We start from the raw sequence: 22,069 nt of genomic DNA on the forward strand, positions 1-22,069 counted from the left end.
AGGGGGCAGAGGTTTCGTGGTCTGCTTCGCGCGGGCACCGCAGCGCTACAGCTCACGCACACCGGCCGTCGGCCCGTGTGAGAGTGGCGGCCGGATGGTGTCGGGAGCTGGGCTGAGGTGGCGTCAGGGTTCAGGGTTGCAGTCGGATCGGCCAGGTCCGCAGGTGGCTGCTGTTGCCGTCCGGTGCGGTTTCCTCGTCCAGGCAGGTGCCGTCGCGCAGGGCGAACGCCTGCTTGTACATCGGGGAGATCAGGACGGGGACCGGGCCGCGGGTGCCGAGCAGGCTGCGGGCCAGGACGTAGGCGCCGCTGAAGGGGTCGCGGTTGTCCAGGGCGTAGAGCTGTCCTGTGCGGTCGCGGAAGGCGGCGACCTGTTGTCCGTCGACCAGCAGGGCTGTGCCGCGTCCGGGCGTCAGGTCGGCCAGAGCGCACACCCGGGTCCACTTCGTGCCGTCGTGGATCTCGACCTGGGATGTCAGCGACTGCTGGTGGGTGGACTGGTCGTCGGACTGCTGAACGGTGGGCTGTTTGGTGAGTGTCAGCGTCATCGGGTGCGTACCTCCAGGGAAGGGCCGGCGATCAGGGGCGCGGGCGCCACCGGCGGGGTGTGGCCGTCCTCGTCGGGGCGGGCGGGGCGGATCTGGTCGCGCTCGGGGACGAAGCGCACGGTGGGGTCGGGGGTGCCGGGGGCGTTGGTGAAGGAGACGAAGCGGCGCATTCGCTCCGGGTCGGCCAGGGTGGCGGCCCATTCGTCCTGGTAGGTGGCGACGTGGCGGGCCATCAGGTCGTCGAGATCGGCGCAGATGCCGAGTGAGTCGTCGAGCAGGACGGCGCGTAGGTGGTCCAGGCCGCCTTCGAGGCGGTCCAGCCAGGGGGCGGTGCGCTCCAGTCGGTCGGCGGTGCGGATGTAGAACATCAGGTAGCGGTCGATGGTGCGGATCAGGGTGTCGTGGTCGAGGTCCTTGGCGAACAGGTCGGCGTGGCGCGGGGTCATGCCGCCGTTGCCGCCGAGGTAGAGGTTCCAGCCCTCGGCGGTGGCGATGACCCCGAAGTCCTTGCTCTGTGCTTCCGCGCATTCTCGGGCGCAGCCGGAGACCGCGGACTTGATCTTGTGTGGGGCGCGCAGGCCCCGGTAGCGCAGTTCGAGTTCGATGGCGAGTGCGACCGAGTCCTGCACGCCGTAGCGGCACCAGGTCTGGCCGACGCAGGATTTGACGGTGCGTAGGGCCTTTCCGTAGGCGTGGCCCGATTCGAAGCCCGCGTCGACCAGGCGCCGCCAGATCAGCGGGAGCTGGTCGACCCGGGCCCCGAAGAGGTCGATCCGCTGACCACCGGTGATCTTGGTGTAGAGGCCGAAGTCGCGGGCGATCTCGCCAATGGTGATCAGGCCGGCGGGGGTGATCTCGCCGCCGGGAATGCGGGGCACGACCGAGTAGGAGCCGTTGCGCTGGAGGTTGGCGAGGTGGTGGTCGTTGGTGTCCTGCAGCGCGGCCTGCTCGCCGTCCAGGATGTGGCCGTGGTCCAGGCTGGCCAGGATGGAGGCGGCCGCGGGCTTGCAGATCTCGCAGCCCTCGCCAGTGCCGTGCTCCTCCAACAGCCGCGAGAAGCTGTTGATGCCCTTGACCCGGACGATCTCGTAGAGCTCGGCGCGGGTGTGGGCGAAGTGCTCGCACAGGCCGCGGGCGACCTCGGCGCCGGATGCCTCCAGTTCCTCCTTGAGGATGCCTTCGACCAGCTTGACGCAGCTGCCGCAGCCGGTACCGGCCTTGGTGCACTTCTTGACCTGAGGCAGGGTGTCGCAACCGCCGTCGCGGACGGCGGCGGCAATGGCGCCCCTGTCCACGTTGTGGCACGAGCAGACCACGGCGTCGTCGGGCAGGGTGAGCGGCCCGACGGGCGCGCCGAGTCCCGCGGGCAGGACGAGTTGCTCGGGCGAGGCAGGCAGCGGTGCCCCGCTGACGGCCAGTGGCCGCAGGGTGGCGTAGGACTCGGTGTCACCGACCAGGACCCCGCCGAGCAGTCGGCCCTGCGGGTCGATCACCAGCTTGCGGTAGACCCCCGTGCGGCTGCTGCTGTAGACCACGTCCACCGCGCCCTCGGCTACGCCGTGGGCGTCGCCGAAGCTGGCCACGTCCACGCCCAGCAGCTTGAGCTTGGTGGAGGTGTCGGCACCGGTGAAACTGCCGGAACCGCCCGCCAGGTGACGGGCGGCCGCCTCCGCCATCGCGTAGCCGGGGGCGACCAGGCCGTAGACCCGGCCGTCGGCGGCCAGCGCGCACTCGCCGATCGCCCAGATCCGCGGGTCGGCGGTGCGGCACTGCTCGTCGACGACGATGCCGCCGCGTTCGCCGACCGGCAGGCCGCAGTCCCGGGCGAGCTGGTCGCGGGGGCGGACCCCGGCGGAGAAGACCACCAGGTCGACGTCCAGGACGGTGCCGTCGGAGAGCGTCATGGTGCGGACATGGCCGTCCGCGTCGGTGTCGACGCGCTGAGTCGCGGCTCCAGTGTGAACCGTGACGTCCAGTTGCTCGATTTTGCGGCGCAGTATCTCGCCGCCGCCGTGGTCGATCTGCAGGGCCATCAGCCGGGGGGCGAACTCCACCACGTGGGTCCGCAGGCCCAGCGTCCGCAGCGCGCCCGCCGCCTCCAGCCCGAGCAACCCGCCGCCGACCACGACGCCGACACCGGCGTCGGTGGCGTGGTCGCGGATGGCCTCCAGGTCCTCGATGGTGCGGTACACGTGGCAGCCTGGTGCGTCGTGCCCGGGGATGGGCGGGACGAACGGGTAGGAGCCGGTGGCCAGGACCAGGGCGTCGTAGGGGAGGGTGCGGCCGGAGCGGGTGGTGACGGTGCGGGCGGCGCGGTCGACGGTGACCGCCGGGTCTCCCAGGCACAGCTCGATGCTGTGCCCAGCGCGGCGGAGCTGGTCCAGGAACTCGGGCGGGCACAGCGTGAGCTGTTCGGCGGTGGTGCCGGAGAACCAGGAGGTCAGGTGCACCCGGTCGTAGGCGGGGCGTGGTTCCTCGGCCAGGACGGTGATCCGCCACGGTGTATCGGGGCTGTGCTCGGCCAGCGATTCCAGGAAGCGTTGGCCGACCATGCCGTGTCCGACCAGGACCAGCTGCTGAGGTGTCACGGACGGGCTCCTTCGAGGGTCGGCAGGGACCGGGGTTCGGGCGCGGCCGGGCGGGTCCTGGGCGGGGCGGGAGTACGAGCCATGCCCTGAGCGTCGGGGGGCGGGTTTCCGGTCCGGGTCGCCCGTGTTGCCACCGGGGTACGGGTGTCTCACTCGATGTCCCACCACGGGTGACCTGGACGACATCTCCCGTACTCCTGGCGGCCGTGCGCTAACGACGCCGTGACTACCACGCAACCGGGGTGAAACGCCGCTGCCGGAGCCTTCAGCTCATGGCAACTGGTCGCATGTCCGACACCGGCCCGCCCGCGCGCCCCGGCCCTGCGGCTCCGGCCGCCGATCCGTCGGCGGCTGCGCCGGCGGGGTCGCTCACGGGTCCGCTGACAGGGTTCACGGTCGGGGTGACCGCCGCGCGCCGCCGCGACGAGCTCTCCGCCCTGCTCAAACGGCGAGGTGCGCGGGTGGTGGAGGCGCCGACGGTGCGGATCGTGCCGCTCGACGACGACAGCGCGCTGCGCCGGGCCACCGAGCGCTGCCTGGTGGCCCCGCTGGACTACGTCGTGGCCACCACCGGGGTGGGCTGGCGCGGCTGGATGAGTGCTGCCGACGGCTGGGGCCTGGGACGACGCCTGGCCGAGGCATGCCGGGACGCCGTGGTGCTCAGCCGTGGACCCAAGGCGACCGGTGCGGTGCGGGCCAGCGGCCTGGGCGAGACCTTCTCACCGCTCAGCGAGGCCAACGAAGAACTGCTCACCTGGCTGCTCGCCCGCAATCTGCACGGACGGCGGATCGCGGTGCAGGAGCACGGCGCACCGCTGGACGGGTTCGCCGCCGCGCTGCGCGAGCGCGGCGCGGAGGTGATCGTGGTGCCGGTCTACCGCTGGGGACCGCCCGAGGACCCGGCCGCGGTGCGGCGTCTGGTCGAGCAGACCGTGCGCCGGGAGGTCCAGGCCATCGCCTTCACCAGCGCCCCAGCCATCACCGGATTCCTCGACGCCGCCAGGACGCTGGACCTGCACGCCGAGGTGGTGACCGCGCTGCGGGACGGCGCGACGGGCGGCGGCGTGCTGCCGGTCTGTGTCGGCCCAGTCTGCGCCAGGCCACTGGAAGAGCACGGCATCGCGCCCACCTGCCCCGACCGTGGCAGGCTCGGCTCACTGGTGCGCACCATCGTCGAGACGCTGCCGACCGGAAATCGCGAACTGCGGCTGGGCGAGAGCCGGTTGGTGCTCCAGGGCAACGCTCTCCTGGTCGCCGGGGAGTGCCTGTGGCTGTCCCCGACCCAGAGCGCGCTGCTGCGGGCCCTGTCGGATCGGCCCGGACATGTGCTCAGCCGGGCCGAATTGCTGCACCGCGTCTGGGTCGGCAGCAGCGCCGACGAACACGCGGTGGAAGCCGCGGTCGCCCGGCTGCGGGCAGTGCTGGGTCCGCACGCCGGTCTGGTCCGCACCGTCCTCAAACGCGGCTACCGGCTGGGCGACGCCCCCTGACCTGGCTCGGCCGACGCGCTTCGGGGACGGCCGTTGGGTGGATCACGCGCCGACGGCGGACTGGTGAGCCGGACGTAACGACCGGCGTCGGGCTCGCGTGACCCGGGCGCAACGGACGGTTCCTAGGGTGCGGTGCGAAGGACTGACCCACGTGATGTGGAAGGGGCATTTTGTGACGGCATCGGCTCCCCAGGCCGCCACCACCGCGGTGAAGACCGTCTGCTCCTACTGCGGAGTGGGCTGCGGGATGGTCCTCGACATCAGTACCGACCCGTCCACCGGTCGGCGCACAGCGATCAGGGCCTCCGGCGACAAGTCCCACCCGGCGAACTTCGGACGGCTCTGCACCAAGGGCGCGACCAGCGCCGACCTGCTCACCGTCGACGACCGGCTGACCACCGCGCTGGTGCGCGGCGAACGGGGAGCGGAGCCCGAGGCCGCCGACCTCGACGCGGCGATCACCGCGGCCGCGCGCCGGCTGCGGGAGATCCTCGACGCCCACGGGCCCGACGCACTGGCGTTCTACGTCTCCGGCCAGATGACACTGGAGGCGCAGTACCTCGCCAACAAACTGGCCAAGGGCTTCGTCGGGACCAGTCAGATCGAGTCCAACTCCCGTCTGTGCATGGCCAGTGCGGGCAGCGGCTACAAGCTCTCGCTGGGCGCGGACGGCCCGCCGGGCTCGTACCAGGACTTCGAACACGCGGACGTCTTCTTCGTCATCGGCGCCAACATGGCCGACTGCCATCCGATCCTGTTCCTGCGGATGATGGAGCGGGTCAAGGCGGGTGCCAAACTGATCGTGGTCGACCCCCGGCGCAGCGCCACCGCCGCCAAGGCCGATCTGTTCCTGCAGATCCGACCGGGCACCGACCTCGCCCTGCTGAACGGACTGCTGCACCTGCTGGTGCAGGACGGCCGTATCGATGCGGCGTTCATCGCCGAGTTCACCGAGGGCTGGGAGGCGATGCCCGAGTTCCTGGCGGACTACCCGCCGCAGCGCGTCGCCGAGCTCACCGGCATCCCCGAGGCTGACATCCGCCTCGCCGCGCAGTGGATCGGCGAAGCTGCCGAGTGGATGAGCTGCTGGACGATGGGCCTGAACCAGAGCACGCACGGGACCTGGAACACCAACGCCCTGTGCAATCTGCACCTGGCCACCGGCGCGATCTGCCGCCCGGGCAGCGGTCCGTTCTCGCTGACCGGCCAGCCCAACGCGATGGGCGGTCGCGAGATGGGCTACATGGGACCCGGCCTGCCGGGCCAGCGCTCAACCCTGGTCGCGCAGGACCGCGAGTTCACCGAGCAGTTGTGGGGCCTGCCGCCCGGCACCCTGCGGGCCGAGGCCGGTCAGGGAACCGTCGACCTGTTCTCGCGGATGGCCGAGGGGGAGATCAAGGCCTGCTGGATCATCTGCACCAACCCGGTGGCCTCGGTCGCCAACCGCAAGACCGTCATCGCCGCCCTTGAGGCCGCCGAGTTCGTGGTCACCCAGGACGTCTTCGCCCAGACCGAGACCAACGCCTACGCCGACGTGGTGCTCCCGGCCACGCTGTGGGCCGAGGCCGAAGGCGTGATGGTCAACTCCGAACGCAACCTCACCCTGCTGCGACAAGCTGTGGACCCGCCCGGCCAGGCGCTGCCGGACTGGCAGCTCATCGCCCGGATCGCCAGTGAGATGGGCTTCGCGGACGCGTTCGGCTACAGCTGCGCCGAGGAGGTCTTCGAGGAGATCAAACGGGCGTGGAACCCGAAGACCGGCTACGACCTGCGCGGCGTGACCTACCAGCGGCTGCGCGACGCCCCGGTGCAGTGGCCCAGCGCCACGGCCGACGGCAGCGACCGCAACCCGATCCGCTACCTCAACGACGGCACCCACCAGACGCTGGTCGAGCGCGCCGACGGCAGCCGCCCCCGGCTGGCCTTCCCCACCGCGAGCGGGCGGGCGGTGTTCTTCGCCCGCCCGCACCTGCCCGCCGCCGAACTCCCCGACGACGCATTCCCCTATGTGCTCAACACCGGGCGGCTGCAGCACCAGTGGCACACGCTCACCAAGACCGGGAAGGTCGCCAAGCTCAACAAGCTCAACCCCGGCCCCTTCGTGGAGATCCACCCGGACGACGCGCAGCGGGCGGGCATCGCCGAGGGCGATCAGGTCGAGGTCTGCTCCCGGCGCGGCAGAGCCGTGCTGCCCGCCGTGGTCACCGACCGGGTCCGGCCGGGCAACTGCTTCGCGCCGTTCCACTGGAACGACCTCTTCGGCGAGTACCTCAGCCTGAACGCGGTCACCAACGACGCCGTCGACCCGATCTCCCACCAACCCGAATTCAAGTTCTGCGCAGTGACGTTGACCAAGGTGCCGAGCAAGGTGACATCGACCGAGCCCGCCACCGGCGCTCCGGCCCCGGCCGAGGGCGAACGGAGCAGCGACCTGGTCACCGCGCTGGGCAGACTGCTGGGGGTGGACCCGGTCGCAGCACCGGTCTTCCCCACCGAGGAACGGCTCTACCTGTCCGGGTTCCTCACCGGCCTCGGCCGCGGGCAACGTCCCGGCGGCACGGCGACCGCCGCCGTGCCCGTGCTCCCGGCGATGGCTCCGCTCGCGCCGGACCGGGTCCGGTGGGTCAACGGCCTGCTGGCCGGCATGTTCTCGCGCACCGAGGTGAATCCGGCCACGCCGTCTGCCGGCTCATTCCCGGCGTCTGCTACCGACCCGCAGCCCCAGCCCCGGTCCCAGCACCGGGAGGTGGTGGTGCTGTGGGCGTCGCAGACGGGCAACGCCGAGGACGCAGCCGCCGCCAGCGTCCGTCGGCTGTCCGAGGCCGGCTGGCTCCCCCGCCAGCTCAGCATGGACGACTGCACCCCGGACGCGCTGTCGCCCGGCGCCGTCGTTCTGGTGATCACCAGTACCTTCGGCGATGGCGAGGCCCCCGACAACGGAACCGCCTTCTGGCAGGCCCTTGAGCGCAGCGACGACAACCGGGCCCAGCTGAGCGGCCTGCGGTACGCCGTGCTGGCCCTCGGCGACTCCAGCTACGACGACTTCTGCGCCCACGGCCGCCGCATCGACCAACGCCTGCACGAACTGGGCGCCACCCGGCTGATCCCGCGCATCGACTGCGAACCCGACTACCAGCAGGCCACCGACCAGTGGCTGGACCAGGTCCTGGCCGCACTGGCTGCCACCGGTAACGTCACCCAGCCGCCGACAACCGAACCCGCCACACCGGCACCGCGCACGGCAGCGGCCACGCCCAAGCACGAGACCGGATACTCGAAGGCATCCCCCTTCGCCGCGCTGCTGGTCGGCAACCGGCTGCTCAACCTCCCCGGATCAGCCAAGGAGGTACGCCAGTTCACCTTCGACACCCACGGCGGCGACCGCGGCCGGCTCACCTACCAGGCCGGCGACGCCCTGGGCGTCTGGCCCGCCAACTCCGCCGAGCTGGTGGCGCAGTGGCTGGCTGCCACCCGACTCGACCCCACCGAAACCGTCCCGGTCGCCGACCTGGGCGAGGTCCCCCTCGCTGAGGCGCTGCGCACCCGCCTGGAGATCGCCCGGATCACCCCCGACCTGCTCCGCTTCGTGGCCGAACGCACCGGGGACCGCGACCTCAAGCAACTGCTGCGTCCGGACAACAAGGGCGAACTGGCCAAGTGGAGCTGGCGACGCCAGGCGGTCGACGTCATCGCCGCCCACCCGGTCCGGGCCACCGCCGCCGAATGGGCGGCCGTGCTCAGACTCCTGCAACCACGGCTGTACTCCATCTCCTCCAGCCCGCTGGCCCACCCCGGCCAGGTTCGGCTCACCGTCTCAGTCGTCCGCTACAGCAACGACCGCGGCCTCCCACGCGCCGGAGTGTGCTCCGCCTACCTCGCGGACGACGCCGACAACGGCCCCGTCCCCGTCTTCGTCCAGCGCTCCCCACACTTCCGGCCGCCCGCCGACCCCGGGACGCCGATGGTGATGATCGGCCCCGGCACCGGTGTAGCGCCCTTCCTCGGCTTCCTGGAGGAACGCCAGGCCCGTGGGGACACCGGCCGCAACTGGCTGTTCTTCGGCGAGCAACGGCAGGCGACCGACTTCTACTACCGCGAGGAGCTCACCGCCTTCCACCGTTCGGGCCACCTCGACCGGCTCGACCTGGCCTTCTCCCGCGACCAGCGAACCAAGATCTACGTCCAGGACCGGATGCGCGAACACGGCCACCGACTGTGGGACTGGCTCAACAGCGGCGCGCACCTGTACGTCTGCGGCGACGCCACCCGCATGGCCAAAGACGTCGACCGGACCCTGCGCGACATCGCGGTCACCCACGGCGGCCTCGACGAGGAGCAGGCCGAGGCGTATCTCCGACAGCTGGCCACCGACCGGCGCTACGTCCGCGACGTCTACTGACAACCGGTACGCCCCGCCCGATTCACCGGGCGGCGGTGGCACCCGGGCCTGTCAGTCCGTCGGCAGCCGCTCACCGCAGCGGCTGCAGTAAGCCGGAGAGGCTCCATCGGGGACCGCACCGCATCCGGGGCAGATCAGATGCAGCCAGCAGGCGGCCTCACCGGCCTCCTCCATCGGCTCGGCCTCCCGGATGCCCTGGACGGCCAGGCCGGGACGCCTTCGGTGGACAGTGAGGTAGACCAGCCCGTCGGGCCCGGCACGCAGACCGCGCCGGGTCCCACTCGGCAGCCATACGAGCGAACCGACACCCAGCGGCAGCTCCCGCTCCACGTCCAGCAAGGCCCCACTGCCCGCGACGACGAGCAGCATCACGTCCAGGTCGTTCTCCTGGTGCTCACCCACATCGGCACCGGCCGGGAGCCGGATCAGGTTCGCGTCCAGTTGCCGTGCGGGCTCGGAGAGCCGCCAAAGCGCGCCGCGCTGCTCAGGGGAAGCCTCAGCGACGCACTCGGCCAGTTCCGCCAGCAGACGCACCGTGTTCCTGGACTCCATCGTCTCTCCCTCTGACTTCATTCTGGGCCGTCTTCGTCGGCCGTTCGCAAGTCCTGCCCCGGCATGCCGGGTCCGCACCCGCGTCGGCGACGCACTCGACCAGGGTAGGCAATGTGCTCACGTAGGCCGCGAGTGAGGACGGACCGGTCGCCGGAGGGTGTCCATGGGTGTGGACTGGGAGCAGCGCGGCGATCGAGGAGGCACATCATGCAGTCCGCCCCCGGGTTCCGTGTGCGCCGTGTCTACGACCCGCCCGAGCCTGCTGACGGGCTGCGGGTGCTGGTCGACCGGCTGTGGCCGCGCGGGCTGTCGAAGGAACGGGCGGCAGTGGACGAATGGCTCAAGGACGTCACGCCGTCGGGCGGGCTGCGTGCCGCCTACCACGCAGGCCAGGTGGACTTCGCCACCTTCCGGGTCCGCTACCGGGCGGAACTGGCCGACCCCGACCATGCGGCAGCGGTCAGCCACTTGCTCGACCTGGCCCGCACCCGCACGGTCACCCTGGTTACCGCTGTGAAGGACCCGGAGCGCAGCCATGTGTCTGTGCTCATCGACCACCTGAAGCGGCAGCAGCCTGTGTGAGCGCGGCGGCTGGTGTGCGGGGGTTCAGTGGGGGCGGGGTACGGGGCGGTCGGCGGCGGTCAGAGCGTGGGGGCGCTCGGTGAAGTCGCGGATGTGGGTGACATGGTCACCGGCAAGGCGGAAGAGGCGGTACACCAGGGTGGGCGCTGCAGCGGGATCGGTCGGGTCGGTGATCCGCAGGGCCAGGACGACGGCGTCGGGGTAGGTGAAGGTCTCCTCGACCTGGGTGCGGATGCCGCGAGCGCGGCGGTCGTCGTACCAGGACAGCGCCTGGTCGCGGCCCTGGGTCGCGGGCTCGGCTGGGCCGGCGGGGTGGAACCGGACGTCGGGATGGAACAGGGCAGCGAGTTGTCGAGTGTCGCCGCTGTTCAATGCGGTGCGCAGCAGTGCGGCGGCGGTCGGGCGGTCGGGCATTGGCCTTCTCCTTGGCGGGCAGGCGTGGGTGTGTGCTTGGGACGGCGCCCGGGCGCGTGGCGGCAGAGCGGTTGGCTATTCCGCGCTCGCTACTCCGGCGGCGACGGCTGTGACGGCGGGGCTGGGTGCCGGAGCCGGGGTGGGGGTCCGCTGGAACAGGATGCGTTGGCGGTGGTGCTCCTCGGTGAGGTCGTGCAGGCGGGCGTGCAGCAGGTCGGGCAGGGTGATCACACCGGCGAGCCGCTGGGTTCCGGGGTCGATGACCGGTGCGCTGGTCAGCGAGGTCTCGGCGAACAGGTAGGCGATCTGGCGCAGGGTGTGGTCGGTGTGCACGACCAGGCGGCAGGGCACGGCGGCGTCGGCCACGGTGCCGTTCGCAGTGGCTCGGGAGGTGTGGTCGCGCAGGCGGCGACGGGTGCTGATGCCGGACACGGTGCCGTCGGCGGCGGTCACCGGTATCAGACGGGGAATGTCCACCAGGTCGGCGAGGGTGTCGGTCAGCTGCTGGTCGAGCCGGGTGCGGCTGTCCAAAGCGTGCGGGCAGGGGTGCATGACCTCGTGGGCGAAGAAGGTCTCCAAGGGGTCGGTGGAGTACTCGCGGGTTAGGTGCAGCCCGCGGCGGGCGATCTTCTCGGTCAGCACCGAGCGCTTGAGGATCAGCGCGGACAGCGCGTAGGCGGCGGTGGAGGCCACCAGCAGCGGCAGCAGTGCGCCCCAGGCGTGGGTGAGCTCCAGGGTGAAGACCACACCGGTGAGCGGCGAGCGCATGACGCCGCCGACCACGGCGGCCAGTCCGCACATGGCCCAGAAGCCGGGGATGACGTGCGGGAAGAGCATCCCCTCCCACGCACCGAGCGCACCGCCGATCATGAAGACCGGGGCCAGCACGCCGCCGGAGGTGCCCGATCCCAGGGACAGCGACCAGATCAGGGTCTTGACCACGAGAATGCCGATGATCAGGGACAGAGTGGCGCGGCCGGTCAGGAGCTGGTCGATGACGTCGTAGCCGACCCCCAGGGCGCGCGGTTCGATCAGCCCGCCGAGGCCGATGATCGCGCCGCCGATCGCGGGCCACCACATCCAGTGGAAGGGCAGCTTGGCGAAGGCGTCCTCGGCCCGGTAGACCAGCCAGGTCGCGCCCACCGCCAGCGCCCCGCCGGTCAGCCCGCACACCACGGCCAGGGCCTCGTCCGGCGCGGTCAGGTGCAGACCGGTCGCGTCGACCGGGAAGACCGGGGCGGTGCCCAGCAGGAAGCCCCGGCACACGGTGGCCACAGCCACCGACGCGGCCACGGGCACGAAGCTGCGCGGACGCCACTCGAACAGCAGCAGTTCGACCGCGAGCAGGACTGCTGCCAGCGGTGAGTTGAAGGTGGCGGCCATGCCCGCGGCCGCACCGGAGACCAGCAGGGTCTTGCGCTCGTCGGCGGACAGCCGCAGCAGCTGCGCGAGCATGGAGCCGATCGCGCCGCCGGTCATGATGATCGGACCCTCGGCGCCGAACGGGCCGCCGGTTCCTATGCTGATGGCGGCCGAGACGGGCTTGAGCAGGGCAACCTTGGGCGCGATCCGGCTGCCGCCGGTCAGGATGGACTCGATGGCCTCGGGCATTCCGTGGCCGCGTATCTTCTCCGACCCGTACCGGGCCATCAGCCCCACCACCAGCCCGCCCAGCATCGGCGCGCACAGGACCAGCCACCAGGGGTGGTGCACCAGTCCCGGGGCGACCAGGGAGACGTTCCAGCGCTGGTAGAAGACCAGGTTGGTGACCAGCCCGATCAGCCGCAGCAGCGCCAGCGCCGCCAGCGCGCCCGCACCGCCGACCGCCAGCGCCAGCCCGGTGATCATCAGCATCCTGGGGCGGACGGTGAAGTCACCCAGGTGCGCGGCGGCATGGCCCCTCTTCGCGCTCACAGCAGCACCGGGCCGTGCAGCTCGGCGGCGTAGTTCTCCCCGACCGCGGTGTGGAAGGTCCGCAGGCCGGCGGCGGTGGCCGCACGCTGCTCGGGTTCCAGCATGGCCAGGACCCGGGCCAGTTCCCGTTCGCGCCAGGCCAGGACCTGGTCCACCAGCAGGTGCCCACGCTCCGTCAGCTCCAGGGTGACCACACCGCGGTGGCGCGCGTCCCGTCCCCGCGCCAAGTGGCCGGAGCCAGCCAGCCGGTCCGCGAGCCGAGTGATCGAGGAGGCCCCCAGACCAAGTGCGTGCGCGACCTTCGAGGAGGGAGAGCAGCCCAGGTCGTTCAGCGTCAGCAGCAGCCGGAACTGCGGCAGCGACACCTCGCCGTCCAGGACCTCCAGGCTGTGCAACGCCACCCCGATCAGGTCGCGCGTCGCAGTCTGGAACGCCTGTATCTCGTCGTGTGTGGGCCCGTCGGATGCCGCGGATCGGCCTGCTGCTCCATGCATAGGAAAAGTATTGCATAAGACAATGCTTGCTTTGAGGTAGCACATGGGGCGCAGACGAGCACACGCAGGGGGCAGACCCTGGCGATGGCGGGCTCTGCGGCCCGCAGGGGTGCGTCCGGTCGAGCCAGGGCCAGCCAGCAAACGGCCCAGCCTTCGACCGCCCAAGCACGGGGCAGGCATGGTCGCGTGTCCGTGCCACGTCTTTGAGCTCGGCGGCCATTACCAGTCGTGGACACCCGGGTGTGCCATCAGCACGGCATCCATTCCCTCGAAGATCTCCGCCGACACGCAGGCTGCAGGATGAAGGTCCCGGCATCGACAGCAGGCCTTGACGAGAAACTTCGACCGCATGGTCACTCGATTGGGGACTGCGCTGGCCGGGGAAGCGTAGTAGTCATGTGGAGTGGATTCGCCGAGCGATGACCAGCGATCCAGTCCCGGTGGGCGCGTTGTCGGTAGTCGACAAGTGCTCCGGCCCTGAGCCGCGGCCTGAGCCGGAATCCCCCTCGGGCGTCGGCTCCACTCGGAGCGAAGGGGGCGAGCGCCGGTCCGGTGGACAGCCGGTGGACAGACGCCTTTGGACGGTGCAGCACGAGGCGGCACGGGGCAACCCGGTGGACGTGCTCTGATCAGAAAAAACGTCACTATGTGGCACGACACGGCACCACGCAACATGAACGCTCGCGGTCTCGTAATGCGTAGGTCTCGGGTTCGAATCCCGAAGGCGGCTCAGGGGAGGCCCAGGTCAGATAGTCGCTGACCTGGGCCTTTTGCTGTTTCTTGGCGTGCGGGCAGGCGTCGGCGGGGCGCTACGGGATCATCTGCGTGAGCGATGCGTGAGCGCCGGTGTCGATCTTGGGTCAGACCTTGGTCTTCTTGGCCTTGATCTTCGCCTTCTTCTTCGCGGCCTTCCGCTTGGCCTTCTCGGCTTCGGCCGCAGCCTTGGTGCGGGCCTCGGCCTCGGTCTTCCGCTGGAGGGGGACGAGCCGCGCGGCGGCCTCGGCCGCGCCCTTGGCGATCTCCGGCAGGACGCTGGTGTAGGTGTCCGACGTGATCTTGATGGAGGAGTGGCCGAGCATCTCGGACACCACCTTCATGTCGACGCCGCCGGCGAGGGCGAGCGTGGCCGCGCCGTGGCGGAGGTCGTGCAGGCGGATCGGTGGCAGCCCGGACGCGGCGATCAGCCGCGCGAACATCTCGGTGACCTTGCCGGGGTGGAGCCAGGAGCCGTCCTCGTTGGTGAAGACCCGGCCGGTGTCCTTCCAGGCCGGTCCCCAGTCGGCCCGTTCCTTGCGCTGCTGCTCGCGGTGGCGCCGCAGGACGGCCACCGTGTCGTCGTCGAGGGCCACGGCCCGGAAGCTCCCGTCGGTCTTGGGGTCGGACTCCTCGATCTCCCAGCCGTCCTGCACGAGCTGAGTCGTCACGGTCAGCGAGTTGGCGTCGAGGTTGGTCTCGGACCACAGCTGCCCGCACGCCTCGCCTCGGCGAAGACCGCGGAAGGCGATCACGTGCCACATCGCGTACAGGCGGTCGTCAGCGACGAAATCGAGGAACGCGCCAGTCTGTTGAGGCGTCCAGACCATCACGGGGGAGGGCTTCACACCGGTCTCCCGCCACTGCGCGACCCGCTCGGGTGTCCACACCAGACCCTTCGGCTTGGTGGCCGGGTCGAGCTTGACGTGGGCGGCCGGGTTGAGGGTGATCAGACCCTCGGGGATCGCGGCGTTCAGGGCGGTCCGGAGCGTGGCCCGGATGCGCTGGCGGGTGGCCGCGCCGGTCGTCCGCCGGAAGGGTGGCATCTCGGCGAGTTCGGCGCGCAGAGCCTTGCGGCGGGCGCGGTTCTCCAGGCCCTTGATCGGCACCGTGGCGAGTTCGGCCTTCAGCGCGTGCCGCAGGGCGTTGTTCTCCAGGATCTCCTCGTTGGCGTCGGCGATGGCCGTGAACATCTCGGCGAGCGTGCTCACCCGCAGCCGATCGACGCGGATCTGCCCGATTCGGGGCTTGAGGTGGACCCGCACGTCACACTCGTAGCGGGTGATCCCGGACTTGCGGATCTTCTTGCCGGCCAGCCAGGTGTCGAGCCACTCGCCCACGGTGACGCGGCTGGACAGGTCCTGACCAGTCTTCAGCCGGTTGCGGGTCTCCTCGATGTCGGGCAGCTGGGCCTTCTCGTCGGCGACCTTCACCAGCAGCTCGGCGACCAGGGCCAGGTCGTCGGGATCCTCCTTGCCGAGGGCGAGCAGGCCGCGAACGTGGTCGAGGTCGGCCTGCGCCTCCTTGAGCGTCTCGTAGCCGGCGCGGTTGAACGAACGGCGTGTGCCGTCTTCGGTGTTGGGCAGCTCCTGGCGTATGGAGTAGGCGCCGTGCTTCCGGCTGCCGAGCTTCGGACACGCCTTGCCGAGCGGCTTACCGGTCTCGGCGTCGCGGCAGTAGCAGCGGTGGTAGGTGGAACCCTTCATTCGTCCTCCAGATCGGTATCGGTCTTCAGTGGGGGGAGTTCGGCGTCGAGAAATCCGAGACTTGGCGTGAGGTACGGGACTTCCAGGCCGATCTCGCGCAGGTGTGCTCTGACGGGTTGAAGCCGCTCGCGGACGGCGGCGACGAAAGCGTCGAGTTTGTCCTGTGAGCCGGGAGGCCATTTCTCCCGGAACAACTTGAATTCCAGCTGGAACGCGTCGTGATGTTCCTCCTGGAGCTCTTGCCAGATCCGTTCGTGCTTCCGGTAGAGGCGGAGCCGGTACATCCCGAGCGAGTGGCGGGCCTCTCCTGTGAAGTGGGTGAGCGCCGACCAGCGGTCGCTGGGCATCTCTGGCAGGTAGTCGACCCGGCCGCCGAGGGCTGGGGAGAAGAGCAGCTCGACCGGCGCGATGTCCAGGGCCTCGGCCACGACGATCAGCTCGGGAATCGTGATCGTCTTGCGCCTGCCGGACTCCCAGTTGGCGATGACGTTCCGGGGGACTTCGTAGCCCAAGTCCCCTGTTTCGTCGGCCACATCCTGCGCGGACAGTCCAAGGTCTTGCCTCCTTCGGGTGATTGCTCGGATCACGTCCTTGGTGATCCGTTCGGGCCAGTCGGGCGCGTCTTCGTCGTCGGTGGACCAGTGTTCCTCGCGGCGTTGTGTCATATCGACACAGTAGCCACTGGAAAGCTCTTCTCCGTTGCGGCACTCCGCCGCAGCCCCCCGCCCGGGGGAAGCTCGGGTTTGGAGTTCATGTGCGAACTGGTGACATATCGGCGACGGCGCAGGGGATGGGCCGGGCCGAACTTCTCAGGCTGCCAGTGGCCATCGACCTCGACACTGCAAACCGGGCCATCGGTCTCGGGCGGAGCAAGGGTTACGAGCTGGCCCGCCTTGGCGCCTACCCCTGCCGGGTCCTGCGGCTGGGCAAGAAGTACCGCGTGATCACAGCGGACCTTCTGCGCCTGCTCGGCATCGACGCGGCGCTCGGCGAAGGTGCGGCGGCTGATGCAGCTTGACGTGGTGAGAGCCCGATCCACAAGCCTGTCTGCCGTGGGCGTACTTGCCCGATTGGAGTGGATCTTCCAGCGGCATGACCGTACGTTCGTGGTCCCTCGGCGGCCGAGGCCGCCGAGGGACCGCCGCCAAGGTGCAAGCAGTCCCTGCGAGTTGAGAGGGCCAGGACCCCTGGCCCGACCACCCCAGGGCGCACGAAGGCCCCCGGTGCTGCGAACACCGAGGGCCAGGCGAAGTCCTTACCCACGACCTTCATCGGCGGCGCGCGACGGAACAGGTCCCGCGCCCCAGTCTGGAGCTTCAGCATGGAGTCTACGTCCCACCAGCTCGATCCGGCAGCTCCCACCGTGACTTGGCCGCCGGTCGCCAAGGCCGGCGAGCCCGGCACCTACCTGCCCGCCCAGCAGGCCCTCGCGTCCACAGCCTGTGGACGCGACGCCGAGGCGGCGCCTGCCGACCCCGCCGTCCCGGACGGGACCGACCTGATGCCCGACACCGAGGCGACCGAGGGCGCCGACCTGCTCGCGCAGCTGAGGGCCCAGATCGCGAAGTTCGTGATCCTTCCCTCCGACCAGGCCCTGGACGCCACCACGTTGTGGGTCGCCGCGACCCACCTGCAGGGCTCGTGGCAGCATGCCCCGCGCCTGGCCGTGGTCGGCCCGGCCAAGCGCTGCGGCAAGTCCCGCCTGCTCGACGTCCTCACCGAGACGGTGCACAATCCCGTGGCGACGGTGAACTCGTCTCCGGCCGCCATCTTCCGCTCGATCAGCGAGGAGCCGCCCACCCTGCTGGTGGACGAGGCGGACACGATCTTCGGAAGCCCGAAGATGGCCGAGAGGAACGAGGAGATGCGCGGCCTGCTCAACGCCGGGCACCAGCGCGACCGCTACGTGCTGCGGGTGGTCGGCAAGGAGCACGCCCCGGGCAGGTTCCACACCTTCGCCATGGCGGCCATCGCCGGCATCGGCGACCTCCCCGACACGATCATGGACCGCTCCATCGTGATCCGCATGCGCCGCCGCGCCGAGGGCGAGCGCGTCTCCCCGTACCGCACCAAGCGCGACCGCCCCGCCCTGCACGCGATCCGCGACAAGATCGCCCGCTGGACGGCACCGCTCGCCGACCAAGCCCTGCGCCTGGAGCCCGCCATGCCGGTCGAGGACCGCGCGGCTGACACCTGGGAGCCCCTGGTGATCATCGCCGACCTCGCCGGAGGCCCCTGGCCCCGCCGTGCCCGCCAGGCGTGCAAGCGCATGGTCGACGCCGAGGTCCAGACGGAGGAGGACAACCCCGGCGGCGCACGGATCCTCGCCGACATCCGCCGGATCTTCCACGCCAACCGCGAGGCGGACAGCCTGACCACCGACCAGCTGCTGCGCGAGCTCAACGACAACGCCGAGGCCCCGTGGGCCGAGGCGGCCCGAGGCGGCCTGACCCCGCGCGCACTCGGCGCGATGCTCCGCGAGTTCGGCATCACCTCCGGCAACGTGCGCCTCGGCGACGGAACCCAGCGCAAGGGCTACACGCGCCACAAGTTCCTCGACGCCTGGCGCCGTTACTGCCCCACCGTCCACCCCGTCACCACGGCCACGGCCGAGAGTACGGGCACGGGCAGCAGAGGCTGACCAGCCTCCCCGAACTGCCGTCCCTGCCGTAACAGCTCAGGTCACAGCACCTGCCGCCGGGACGGAACGGGCGCCCAAGACGGAAACGCGCCCACCCCGGGACGGCAGCACCCCGCCTGCAAGACGGCGCGCGGGACGGCAACCGCCCCACGCCGCCATCGGCCCGCCGCCGCCCGAACCACGGCGCGAGCGGCGGGCCCGCCCCGGGACGGGAACCACAACCGTCTTGTGCCGTCCCAGCCGTCCCTGCCGTAAAACCGCAGTTCAAAGGCCCTTCCGCTGGGACGGATACGGGACCCAAGACGGATACGCGCCGTGTCCCGAACCTGAACAGCGCCGCGCCCACGGTGCTGCCGGCCAGCCGCGCCCGCCCCAGCCCAGAGCCCGTCCGACAGCGCCAAGACGGCAAGACGGCAAGGACGGCAATCCCGCAAACCACCACCCGATCCGCGAGGACCACCTTCCGCATGACCGCCACCAACCCCATACGCCCCCGCCTGGACGCCGTCCTCGTGCAGGCCGCCATTGCTGGCGCCCTGTCCTTCGCCCACCTCCACGACATCGCCGAATCCGCCGGACAACACGGCTGGAAAGCCTGGGCCTACCCCGTCTCGGTCGACCTACTGCTCGTCGCCGCCTGGCACCGCATGCGCAACCTGCGCGCCACCGGACACCCGGCCGGCACCGCCTGGACCTGGTTCGCCATCGCCCTGACCGCCTCCCTCGGCGCGAACGTCGCCACCGCCGGCCTCCTCGACCTCGACCACGTCCCCGCCTGGCTGCGGATCCTGGTCGCCGGCTGGCCCGCCCTCGCCTTCTTCGGCGGCACCCTCCTCGCCCACAACACCACCACGACCAAGGCCCCCGCCGAACCCGCCAAGGATGAACTCCCGCTCCACGAAAACCCCGAGCCCTCCCCGGCACCCCAGCCCGTACCAAACGCGGAGCAGGACGGCCTGTCCAGCCCCGCGCCGGTGGCTGAGCGCAGGGACGACGTCCCGGCCTCCGACGAAGAACCGGCCGCGCCTCGCAAGCGCACCGGACGCCCACCGGCGAAGACCATGGACCAGCTCGTGGAGATGATGCGGCCGGTCGTCGCCGAGCACGGTGTCAGCGTCGCAGTGGTCGAGAAGGCCCTCAGCGACGCCGGGATTCCGATCAGCAGCAAGCGGCGGACGGAGCTGATGACGCTCCTGCGGGATGAGCAGGCCGACCCTCAGCCCGAGAACGCCGACCGCGAGCCTGAGCAGGCGCGTGAGCACCCGGTGCCCGCCTGACACGCCACCGCTCCATGGGTGGCCGCCCGCCAATGACCTGCACGGCGTCCGGTGGGCGGCCCCTTCACCGCCAAGTGGTCTGGCGGATGTCCACCTCGTGGTCAGCAAGATCCGCCAAAGGACCGGATCACTCTTCCGCCGAACCGCTCGCCGCCCGATCCGGTCCGTGCGCCGCGTTCGCATCCCGCTCGCACCACAGCACCTCGACGACCCCGCGACAGGAGATCAGCCCGTGACCGACACCCAGTACCCCCGCGGCGCCGCCAGTGAGAGCGCGAAGGAGAGGAAGAAGTCCCATACCGTGAAGGGTCTTTGGCAGCGGGCGTTCGGCAGCCGTGCCCCTGGCGGAGCCAGTAGTACCGCGTGTCCGACTCGTGGCCGGACTCGCGGGATCTCCGCCCCAGGGGTGGCGGAGACGGCCCAGCGCGAGGGCGCGCCGGGCCAGGAGGTCGGGGCCGAGGGCGGCCCCGACCCGGACAAGCTCCTTGCCGTCCAGCAGCAGATCCTCGCCGACGTCCGCCCGACCAAGACCGACGACGAGTCCTCCGACCACAGCACCGCTGATGATGCCGCGCCGAAGAATCGCCGCTACACCGGCACCAAGCGCGAAGAGCGCGTCGGCCCTCTGCGGTTCGAACCCGAGGAAGAGCCTCGGCTGCGTGCGGCTGCCACCGCCAACGGCTACCGCGGCCTGTCCGGGTTCGCCGCCGACGTCGTCCTGGCCTTCATAACCGGCCGGTTCTTCATCGACCTGCCCCTGGCGGAAGAACGCCGACTCATCCACGAGTTCCGCGCCCGTGTCCTGCGCCAGATCAGCGGTATCGCCAGCAACGTCAATCAGATCGCCCGAGCCCTCAACGGCGGATACGAGCCCCCGGTCGACATCCGCCGCACCCTCGACGAACTGCACGGCCTGCTCACCGAGATCGCCGAGGCCCTTCGCCAGCCCGCCAACCAGGAAGGCTGAACACCGCCGTGATCGCCCCCATCAAGAACCCCGGCTCCAACACCCGCGGCCTGCTCGCCTACCTCTACGGACCCGGCCGCCACGACGAGCACCACGACCCGCACATCGTCGCTGGCTTCGCCATGCTCGCCATGCCCGACCCCGGCCGCGACGAGAACGCCACCCTCACTCAACTCGCCCGCTACCTCGACGAGCCCGTCCGCCTGCGCGACAGCGAGCCCGGCAAGAAGCGCACCGACCACGTCTGGCACTGCCCCGTACGCGCCGCACCCGAGGACCGCTACCTCTCCGACGCTGAGTGGTCCGAGATCGCCGAGCGCATCGTCCGGGCCGCCGGCATCGCTCCCAAGGACGACGACCTGGCGTGCCGGTGGATCGCGGTGCGCCACGCGGACGACCACATCCACATCCTCGCCACCACCGTCCGCGAGGACGGCCGCCGCCCCAAGCTCCACAACAGCGGCCAGCGCGTCGGAGCCGAGTGCCGCGAGATCGAGAAGGACTACGGCCTGCGCCAGCTGGGCACTGGCGATCGGACCGCCGAACGTCGCCCCACCCAGGCCGAGATGCACAAAGCCAAGCGCCTCGGCTGGGAACAGACCAGCCGCGAGTGGCTCCAGGACCGCATCCGCGCCGCCATCCCCCACGCGAGCAACGCGGAGGAACTTCTCGCCTACCTCCAGACCGATGGCGTCGAGGTCAAGATCCTCCGCTTCCCGTCCGGCGACCTTCGGGGCTACTCCGTCGCCCGCCCCGGCGACCTGAAGGCCAACGGGCAGCCGAACTACATCCCCGGCGGGAAGATCGCCCCCGACCTGTCCCTGCCCAAGCTCCAGGCGCTCCTTGCAGCCAGCAAGCCGGAGGAGCACCCCACCGCCCGCCGCAACAAGCCCGCCACCCGCTGGCAGCACGCCACCAACGCCCTCGACACCTTCACCACCGACCACGACAGCACCGGCGACAGCGGCGACGCGCGTGCGCAGGCGCACATCACCGCCCTCGGTGAACTGATCGAGGCCACCGCCCAGACCGCGCCCCAGGACCTGCGCGTCGAACTCCGAGCAGCAGCAAAGACCTTCGCCCGCGCCCAGCGCTCCCAGGTCCGCGCCGACCACACAGCGGCAGCCGGTCTGCGGCAAGCCGCCCGTGACCTCGTGCATGCCAGCAGCGGCAAGGACGGCAGCACCCTCTCCGTCTTCGTCGCGGCCCTCGTCTGGGCCGCGATCCTCTCCCAGCGCTGGCACACCGCCAAGGGCCATGCCCAGCAGGCCGAAGCCGCGCGCCGAACCGTTCAGCACCTCCAGGCCGCCTACGACCGGGCCGCCGCCGACCAGCTCGGCTTCCTCACCCAGCGCCAGCCCAAGGAGCAGACCCGCAACACCCTCGCCAGCGACGTCCGCGCCGCCATTCCCGACCACGCGACGCGGATCCTCGCCGACCCCAACTGGCCCGCCCTCGCCACCGTGCTCGCCGACGCCGAGGCCGGCGGCTACGTGCCCCACCAACTCCTCACCGAGGCCGCTGCCCACCGCGAACTCGGCAGCGCTCGCCTGCCCGCGAAGGTCCTCATCGCCCGCATCCAGCACACCAGCTACAACCCCGCACCCAACCGCACCGTCGAGGCGGCACTCCTGCGCTCGTCCGGCGCCCCGACCGTCCGCCCCCACATCACCAACCCGCAACCCATCAGGACTGCCCCGCAGCGTCCCGGCACCCAGCCCCGACACCGCTGACCACCAGTGACC

The 22,069-nt window shown here is 70.9% G+C and carries 16 protein-coding genes; 8 read left to right on the forward strand and 8 right to left on the reverse strand.

Features of this window, described 5'->3' with window-relative positions:
• Window positions 1–130: 130 nt before the first annotated feature.
• Complete coding sequence (locus tag GXW83_RS02710) at window positions 131–547, reverse strand: nitrite reductase (NAD(P)H) small subunit (RefSeq protein WP_182441289.1); 417 nt, start codon at window positions 545–547, stop codon at window positions 131–133.
• Entirely contained in the window at window positions 544–3,099 is a 2,556-nt protein-coding gene (gene nirB, locus GXW83_RS02715; protein ID WP_370466854.1) for a nitrite reductase large subunit NirB, read from the reverse strand. Before nirB ends, GXW83_RS02710 begins: the two co-directional genes overlap by 4 nt.
• Before the next feature lie 323 nt (window positions 3,100–3,422).
• Between nirB and GXW83_RS02720 the strand changes: the two genes are divergently transcribed.
• Window positions 3,423–4,625, forward strand: a complete 1,203-nt coding sequence (locus GXW83_RS02720; RefSeq protein WP_182447022.1) for a uroporphyrinogen-III synthase — start codon at window positions 3,423–3,425, stop codon at window positions 4,623–4,625.
• Window positions 4,626–4,779: 154 nt separating this feature from the next.
• A complete protein-coding gene (locus tag GXW83_RS02725; RefSeq protein ID WP_182441292.1) occupies window positions 4,780–9,024 on the forward strand; it encodes a bifunctional nitrate reductase/sulfite reductase flavoprotein subunit alpha in 4,245 nt (1,414 codons plus the stop codon).
• Between the two features lie 51 nt (window positions 9,025–9,075).
• On the opposite strand, the gene GXW83_RS02730 is transcribed toward GXW83_RS02725, so the two are convergent.
• Entirely contained in the window at window positions 9,076–9,576 is a 501-nt protein-coding gene (locus GXW83_RS02730) for a cupin domain-containing protein (RefSeq protein ID WP_182441294.1), read from the reverse strand.
• Window positions 9,577–9,783: 207 nt separating this feature from the next.
• Here GXW83_RS02730 and GXW83_RS02735 point away from each other — a divergent pair, with 207 nt between their 5' ends.
• Window positions 9,784–10,158 carry a DUF488 domain-containing protein gene (locus GXW83_RS02735; protein WP_182441296.1) on the forward strand — a complete coding sequence of 125 codons (375 nt, stop codon included), beginning with the start codon at window positions 9,784–9,786 and terminating at the stop codon, window positions 10,156–10,158.
• A gap of 24 nt (window positions 10,159–10,182) precedes the next feature.
• Here GXW83_RS02735 and GXW83_RS02740 read toward each other — a convergent pair whose 3' ends face one another.
• The 5 genes from GXW83_RS02740 to GXW83_RS02760 all read right to left on the reverse strand — a co-directional run bounded on the left by GXW83_RS02740 (window position 10,183) and on the right by GXW83_RS02760 (window position 16,104).
• Complete coding sequence (locus GXW83_RS02740; RefSeq protein WP_182441298.1) at window positions 10,183–10,572, reverse strand: nuclear transport factor 2 family protein; 390 nt, start codon at window positions 10,570–10,572, stop codon at window positions 10,183–10,185.
• Between the two features lie 75 nt (window positions 10,573–10,647).
• On the reverse strand, window positions 10,648–12,486 hold the full coding sequence (locus GXW83_RS02745) for a chloride channel protein (protein ID WP_370466540.1): 1,839 nt from the start codon (window positions 12,484–12,486) through the stop codon (window positions 10,648–10,650).
• Window positions 12,483–12,887: a MarR family winged helix-turn-helix transcriptional regulator gene (locus GXW83_RS02750; protein ID WP_225446711.1), complete on the reverse strand. Its 405-nt coding sequence runs from the start codon at window positions 12,885–12,887 to the stop codon at window positions 12,483–12,485. The genes GXW83_RS02745 and GXW83_RS02750 overlap by 4 nt, the downstream gene beginning before the upstream one ends.
• 953 nt (window positions 12,888–13,840) lie before the next feature.
• Window positions 13,841–15,439 carry a site-specific integrase gene (locus tag GXW83_RS02755; RefSeq protein ID WP_182441301.1) on the reverse strand — a complete coding sequence of 533 codons (1,599 nt, stop codon included), beginning with the start codon at window positions 15,437–15,439 and terminating at the stop codon, window positions 13,841–13,843.
• A complete protein-coding gene (locus GXW83_RS02760; protein ID WP_182441303.1) occupies window positions 15,436–16,104 on the reverse strand; it encodes a helix-turn-helix domain-containing protein in 669 nt (222 codons plus the stop codon). The genes GXW83_RS02755 and GXW83_RS02760 overlap by 4 nt, the downstream gene beginning before the upstream one ends.
• A gap of 125 nt (window positions 16,105–16,229) precedes the next feature.
• On the opposite strand from GXW83_RS02760, the gene GXW83_RS02765 reads away from it, so the two are divergent.
• The 5 genes from GXW83_RS02765 to GXW83_RS02785 all read left to right on the forward strand — a co-directional run bounded on the left by GXW83_RS02765 (window position 16,230) and on the right by GXW83_RS02785 (window position 22,057).
• Window positions 16,230–16,457, forward strand: coding sequence for a hypothetical protein (locus GXW83_RS02765; RefSeq protein WP_182447026.1), 228 nt, complete (start codon window positions 16,230–16,232; stop codon window positions 16,455–16,457).
• A gap of 303 nt (window positions 16,458–16,760) precedes the next feature.
• Window positions 16,761–18,080, forward strand: a complete 1,320-nt coding sequence (locus GXW83_RS02770) for a DUF3631 domain-containing protein (protein ID WP_182441305.1) — start codon at window positions 16,761–16,763, stop codon at window positions 18,078–18,080.
• Between the two features lie 467 nt (window positions 18,081–18,547).
• Complete coding sequence (locus GXW83_RS33730; protein ID WP_225446712.1) at window positions 18,548–19,357, forward strand: DUF2637 domain-containing protein; 810 nt, start codon at window positions 18,548–18,550, stop codon at window positions 19,355–19,357.
• A gap of 232 nt (window positions 19,358–19,589) precedes the next feature.
• Window positions 19,590–20,324 carry a MobC family plasmid mobilization relaxosome protein gene (locus GXW83_RS02780; RefSeq protein ID WP_225446713.1) on the forward strand — a complete coding sequence of 245 codons (735 nt, stop codon included), beginning with the start codon at window positions 19,590–19,592 and terminating at the stop codon, window positions 20,322–20,324.
• A gap of 8 nt (window positions 20,325–20,332) precedes the next feature.
• Window positions 20,333–22,057: a relaxase/mobilization nuclease domain-containing protein gene (locus GXW83_RS02785; protein ID WP_182441307.1), complete on the forward strand. Its 1,725-nt coding sequence runs from the start codon at window positions 20,333–20,335 to the stop codon at window positions 22,055–22,057.
• Window positions 22,058–22,069 lie beyond the last annotated feature (12 nt).

The organism is Streptacidiphilus sp. PB12-B1b, from assembly GCF_014084125.1.
Lineage (GTDB): Bacteria > Actinomycetota > Actinomycetes > Streptomycetales > Streptomycetaceae > Streptacidiphilus.